At 73.7% G+C, this 5,328-nt stretch carries 5 protein-coding genes; 4 read left to right on the top strand and 1 reads right to left on the bottom strand.

What is annotated here, in order from left to right; all coding sequences use genetic code 11:
• Positions 1 to 209 precede the first annotated feature (209 nt).
• From ACFVXE_RS33710 to def, 4 genes are all read left to right on the top strand, one after another.
• Positions 210 to 1,610 carry an HD-GYP domain-containing protein gene (locus ACFVXE_RS33710; RefSeq protein ID WP_389676980.1) on the top strand — a complete coding sequence of 467 codons (1,401 nt, stop codon included), beginning with the start codon at positions 210 to 212 and terminating at the stop codon, positions 1,608 to 1,610.
• On the top strand, positions 1,607 to 2,845 hold the full coding sequence (locus tag ACFVXE_RS33705) for an HD-GYP domain-containing protein (protein WP_389676978.1): 1,239 nt from the start codon (positions 1,607 to 1,609) through the stop codon (positions 2,843 to 2,845). The genes ACFVXE_RS33710 and ACFVXE_RS33705 overlap by 4 nt, the downstream gene beginning before the upstream one ends.
• A 91-nt stretch (positions 2,846 to 2,936) precedes the next feature.
• On the top strand, positions 2,937 to 3,929 hold the full coding sequence (locus ACFVXE_RS33700) for a tetratricopeptide repeat protein (protein ID WP_389676977.1): 993 nt from the start codon (positions 2,937 to 2,939) through the stop codon (positions 3,927 to 3,929).
• Positions 3,930 to 4,083: 154 nt separating this feature from the next.
• Positions 4,084 to 4,722 carry a peptide deformylase gene (gene def / locus ACFVXE_RS33695; RefSeq protein ID WP_389676975.1) on the top strand — a complete coding sequence of 213 codons (639 nt, stop codon included), beginning with the start codon at positions 4,084 to 4,086 and terminating at the stop codon, positions 4,720 to 4,722.
• A 325-nt stretch (positions 4,723 to 5,047) separates the two neighbouring features.
• Here def and ACFVXE_RS33690 read toward each other — a convergent pair.
• The coding region (locus ACFVXE_RS33690) for an RICIN domain-containing protein (protein WP_389676973.1) at positions 5,048 to 5,328 on the bottom strand (281 nt) is incomplete at its 5' end.

Genomic DNA, 5,328 nt, shown 5'->3' with positions numbered 1-5,328 from the left:
GCGGGCGGCCCCCCGTGGCGGGGGGGCCCCTCTTCGCCCGGGCCCGGGGGGGGGGGGCCGCCCCTGCGGCGCCCCGCCCCACCTGCGTACCACCGCCGCCGGCGGGCGCTTCACCCGAACGTGCTAATCGGGGTCAACGACGCTCGACCGCGCGTCCAACTCGCTAACCTGGCGCCCTCATTGACCATGGCGGAGGGCGGGCGGGGCGGGTGAGAGCCACCGGGGGAGCGGCGCGCGCGTGCATCCTGGCCGCCGCCGTCTGCGCCGTCCTCTGTGCGGTGCCCGCGCTGCTGCCCGGTGGAGCAGGTGCGCCCTGGACCACGGTCGCTCTGCTCACCGCGCTCTACCTGGCCTGCGAACTACCCGGCCGCCGCCCCTTCTTCGGCGGATCGGTGCCGATCACCGCCGGATCCTTCTTTCCGCTGCTGCTCGCGGCGGCGTTCCTGCTCCCGCCCGCCGCCGCCGCGCTGACCGCCATCCCCGGCTCACTCGCCGGCCGGGTGGAGCAGGCGCCCGAAACGGCCCGCCGGATCTGGCGTGCGGCGCAGCTCGCCCTCACCGTGTGGACGGCGTCGTCCGTCCACAGGCTGCTGGGCGGGGGTGCCACGCTCGGCGGACCGGGCCCCGGCCGGCTGCCCGACTTCCCGTACGCCCTGCTCCCCGCCTGCGCCGCGGCGCTCGCCTTCAGTCTCGTGCTGACCGCCCTGGACGGCGCGATCCTGGCCGCGGCCGAACGGCTGCCGCTGCGGCGCGCCTGGAGCGGGCTGCTGCCGCGCTCACTGGGGCCGCACCTGGTGCACGGCCTCGCCGGGCTGATGATGGCCGTGCTGTGGCGCAGCTCGTACGGGCCGCTGTCCGCGCTCTTCGTCCTGCTGCCGATGTACATCTCCTGCTGGGTCTTCGCCCAGTACCACCGTGAGCACGCCGCGCACCGCGCCACCATCCGGGCCCTGGTGCAGGCCGTCGACATCAAGGACACGTACACCCGTGGGCACAGCGAGCGCGTCGGGAGGGCTTCCGTACTGATCGCCAGGGAGCTCGGCATGGCGGAGGAGCGGCTCGAAGTGCTCCGGTTCGCCGGGATCCTGCACGACGTCGGCAAACTCGGCGTGCCGACCCGGGTGCTGCGCAAGGACGGGCCGCTCACCCCGGAGGAACGGCGCGTGATCGAGCTGCACCCGGAGTACGGGCACGAGATCGTCCGGGGCATCGGCTTCCTGGGCGAGGCCCGTGCGGCGATCCTGCACCACCACGAGCGGCTCGACGGCAGTGGCTACCCGTACGGGCTCAGCGGACGGGAGATCCCCGAATTCGCCCGGGTCGTCGCGGTGGCCGACGCGTTCGACGCGATGACGTCGACCAGGTCGTACCGGAGAGGGCGCCCGGTGCCGGCGGCCGTGGAGGAACTGAAGCGGTGCGCGGGGACACAGTTCGATCCGCGGATGGTGCGGGCGCTGGCGCGAGGGGTGGAACGGAACGGGTGGGCGACGGCGGTGACGGCCGACGAGACGGTCCCGCTGCCGCGCGCCGAGGGCGCCGGAGCGGTGCGGGGACCGGGCCGCGCCCAGGCGCCGGACGGAACTGACGCCGCCCGGGACCGTCCGCGGTGACCCGTGCCGTACTCGCCCTGCGTGGCGGCGCCGCGGTCCTCGCCGCCGGAGGGCTGGCGCACACCCTCTGGCACGGCATTCACGAACCCGGACACGCACTCGCCTTCGGGGTGCTGATCACCGTCGGTGAGCTCGCCCGCTGGGGGGCGCTGCCCTCCGAGCGGGAGCCCGCGCCGCTCGGAGCGGCCGGCGCGCTCGCCTACGCGCTGCTCGGACGCAGCGCCGGGGAACCCACCAGCCACGGCGTCCTCCAGGTCGTCGCCGTGCTCGTCGCCGCCCAGCTCGTCGCCGCGGTGCCCCATGTGGCGCGGGGCAGCGGGCCCACCGCCGATCAGGCGGCCCGGCGGATCGTCACGGTCTCCTTCGCCGCAGTGTGCTTCCAGCCGCTCCACAACTCAGGCCGGTCCGCGGACTGGTTCGGCGACGGCCCCTACTTCGCGGTCTTCCTGCTCGTCCTGCTCGGGCTCACCGCCCTGTGCGACGCCGTGCTCGGCGCCCTGCTGCTGCGCTCCCGCACCCGCTACCCGTACGGGCCGCTGCTCCGCGACGAGCTCCGTGCCCTCCTCGGCATCGGGTCCGCGGTCTGCGCGACCGGTGCGGTGATGGCGCTGGGGGTCGCCGTCGCCGGACTGTGGGCGCTGCCCGTGCTCTGTGTACCGCTGCTGCTGACCCAGGTGTCGTTCCGCCGGTTCGCCGCCGTACGCACCACCTACCGGCAGACGATCGCCTCACTCGCCCGGTCCACCGAGATCGCCGGGTACACCCCGCACGGGCATGCCCGCAGGGTGGCGGCGCTCTGCACGGCCGTCGGCCGTGAGCTGGGGCTCTCCGGCGCCGAGCTGACCGTGCTGGAGTACGCCGCTCTGATGCACGACATCGGACAGCTTTCCCTCGTCGACCCGGTGCCCGAGGGCGCGACCGCCCCGCTGCCCGCCGCCGAGCAGCGCCGGATCGCACTGCTCGGCGGGGCCGTGGTCCGGCAGACCGGGGTGGACGCCGAGGTCGCCGTCGTGGTGGAGCGGCAGGCCGACCCGTACCGTGATCAGCCGCTGTCCGCCCGGATCGTCCGGGCCGTCAACGCATACGACGACCTGTGCGGGGAAGGCCTCAGCGGCCCGCTCGACGCGCTGGAGCAGCTGAGGCTCGGCACCGGCCACGACTACCAGCCGGAGGTGGTGGAGTCGCTTGCCCGGGTCCTGGCCCGGGGCGGTCTGACCCCTGTCCCGCCTGGGTAACCCATGGGTAATGAGCGGGCGTCCGGCCGGGCATGGTTGGATGCGAAGGAGAGCGGAAAACGAGGGTGTCCAGTCGGGACAGGCGGGAATCGTGAGGATCTTCGGGAAGGTACGGCATCGGCCCTCCGCCTCTTGGCGGCAGGCCACCGACCGCGCGTTCACGCTGATCGGCGACGGCCGGTACGAGGACGCGGGCGCACTGCTGACGCGGGCGGCGGACCTGGAGCCCTGGCTCTCCGAGTCGTGGTTCAACCTCGCGCTGCTGCACAAGTTCCGGCACGACTGGGAGCAGGCGAGAGCCGCAGGGCTGCGCGCCGTCGCGCTCCTGGACAAGGAGTCCGGCGCTCCTGACTGGTGGAACGTGGGGATCGCCGCCACCGCCCTTCAGGACTGGCCACTGGCCCGCCGCGCCTGGCAGGCGTACGGCCTGAAGGTGCCCGGCGCAGGCCAGCACACCGCGGCGGCCAACAGCGAGCCGACCGGCATGGAGCTGGGCAGCGCGGCGGTACGGCTGTCGCCCGAGGGCGAGGCCGAGGTCGTCTGGGGCCGCAGGCTGGATCCGGCCCGGATGGAAGTGCTGTCGATCCCGCTGCCGTCCTCGGGGCGGCGCTGGGGCGAGGTCGTCCTGCACGACGGGGTGCCGCACGGCGAGCGGGTCACCGCGGCCGGACCCTCCTACCCGGTGTTCGACGAGATCGAGCTGTGGGCGCCGTCCCCCGTGCCCACCTGGGTGGTGCTCCTCGAAGCCGCCACGGAGGCGGACCGGGACGCCCTGGAGCGACTGGCCTCCGATGCCGGGTTCGCCGCCGAGGACTGGTCGTCCTCGGTACGGCTGCTCTGCCGCGCCTGCTCGGAGAGCCGCATGGAGAGCGACGAGGGCGACGGAGAACACCTCGACCCGCACGACCACAGCGAGCCCGGTCATCCGGGCCCGCTGGGACACCGCACCGCCGGCGAACTGTGGGTGCCGGAGCGTGAATGCGGGATAGCGGCACCGGCCGGTCTGGTGCGCGGGCTGCTGGACGGCTGGGTGGCGGACAGCCCGGACAGCCGCGAGTGGCGGGATCTCGAAGAAGTCTGCTGAGCCGGAGACCGTTTCGGCGGGGCACGGACGCACGGGCGGACCCGGACGCACGGGCGGACCGGCGGGCGGCGTCGGAAGCCCACTCCTCACCGTGAAGGAGGCCGTTAGGCTGTGGGGGCATCGATTCGGGTTTTGAGGAAGGCGTACGGCGGACATGGCGCAGCAGGAGACGGACGAGCAGATCAGCGTCGACGACGAGGGTTTCGTCGTGGACACCGAGGACTGTGAGGCGCGTGAGGCGGCGTACCGCGAGCGCGGAACCTCGCGTCCGATCACGGTCGTGGGCAACCCGGTGCTCCACAAGGAGTGCAAGGACGTCACCGAGTTCGATGACGAGCTGGGCAGGCTGATCGACGACATGTTCGCCAGCCAGCGGACGGCGGAGGGCGTGGGCCTGGCCGCCAACCAGATCGGCGTGGACCTCAAGGTCTTCGTCTACGACTGCCCGGACGACGACGGGGTACGCCACGTGGGCGCCGTCTGCAACCCGGTGCTCGAGGAGCTGCCGCCGGAGCAGCGGATCCTCGACGACTCCAACGAGGGCTGCCTCTCCGTCCCGACGGCCTACGCCGAGCTGGCCCGCCCGGACTACGCGGTGGTGCGCGGCCAGGACGCCAAGGGCAACCCGGTCAGGATCCGTGGCAACGGCTACTTCGCCCGCTGCCTGCAGCACGAGACGGACCACCTCTACGGCTACCTCTACATCGACCGGCTCTCCAAGCGGGACCGCAAGGACGCACTGCGGCAGATGGCGGAGAACACCCCGCGCTACGAGACGGTGCCGAACGACTGAGGTCTCCCGTTCGGATCATGCCGGGCTCGTCCGTCCCGGCGCCTGATCCGAACCCGGCCCGGACGAAGGGCTTTGGTTCCGGCCGCCGCCACGGGCTCGGTCCGCCCCGCGGGGCGGACCGAGCCCGCTCGCGTTCCGTGCCCCGGAAGCCGCCGGCTGCTTGTCCTCAACGGGTGCGGGCGGCCCCGGTCGGCACCGGCGGCGGCTCGACCGCGTTACGCAGCACCGCACATGGAAGGGCCCCGCGCGCCGGAGATCAGGTGTCCGGCGGGCGGGGCCCGGCTCTGTGCCGCGTCGGGCGGGATACGCCGTCAGCCGCGCCGCGTCAGGCGGAGCGCGCCCTGAGCGGTGTCGCACCCGTGGTCTGGACCGCGGCGCCGTCCGACGCCCGCTCCGTCAGGTGCAGCTGCGTGATCGCGTTGCGCAGCGTCAGCGCGCCCGCGCCGGTGTCCAGCTGCCAGCGCTGCGTGCGCGACGTCGCCGAGCAGCTCCCGAGCGAGATCTCCGCCCCCACCTCCAGGGGTGCGCCCAGGTACTTCTTGCCGCGCACCACGTCCAGGCACTGGCCGGTCTCCGTGGACCGCACGGTGTAGTACCCGTCGGTGG

The organism is Streptomyces sp. NPDC058231 (assembly GCF_042882275.1).
Lineage (GTDB): Bacteria > Actinomycetota > Actinomycetes > Streptomycetales > Streptomycetaceae > Streptomyces.
This window is presented reverse-complemented; position numbering and strand designations above follow the sequence as displayed.

What these genes read in the sequence shown, in the direction of transcription:
- def (WP_389676975.1), top strand. Translation starts at nt 4,084, where the DNA reads ATGGCGCAGCAGGAGACGGACGAGCAGATCAGCGTCGACGACGAGGGT.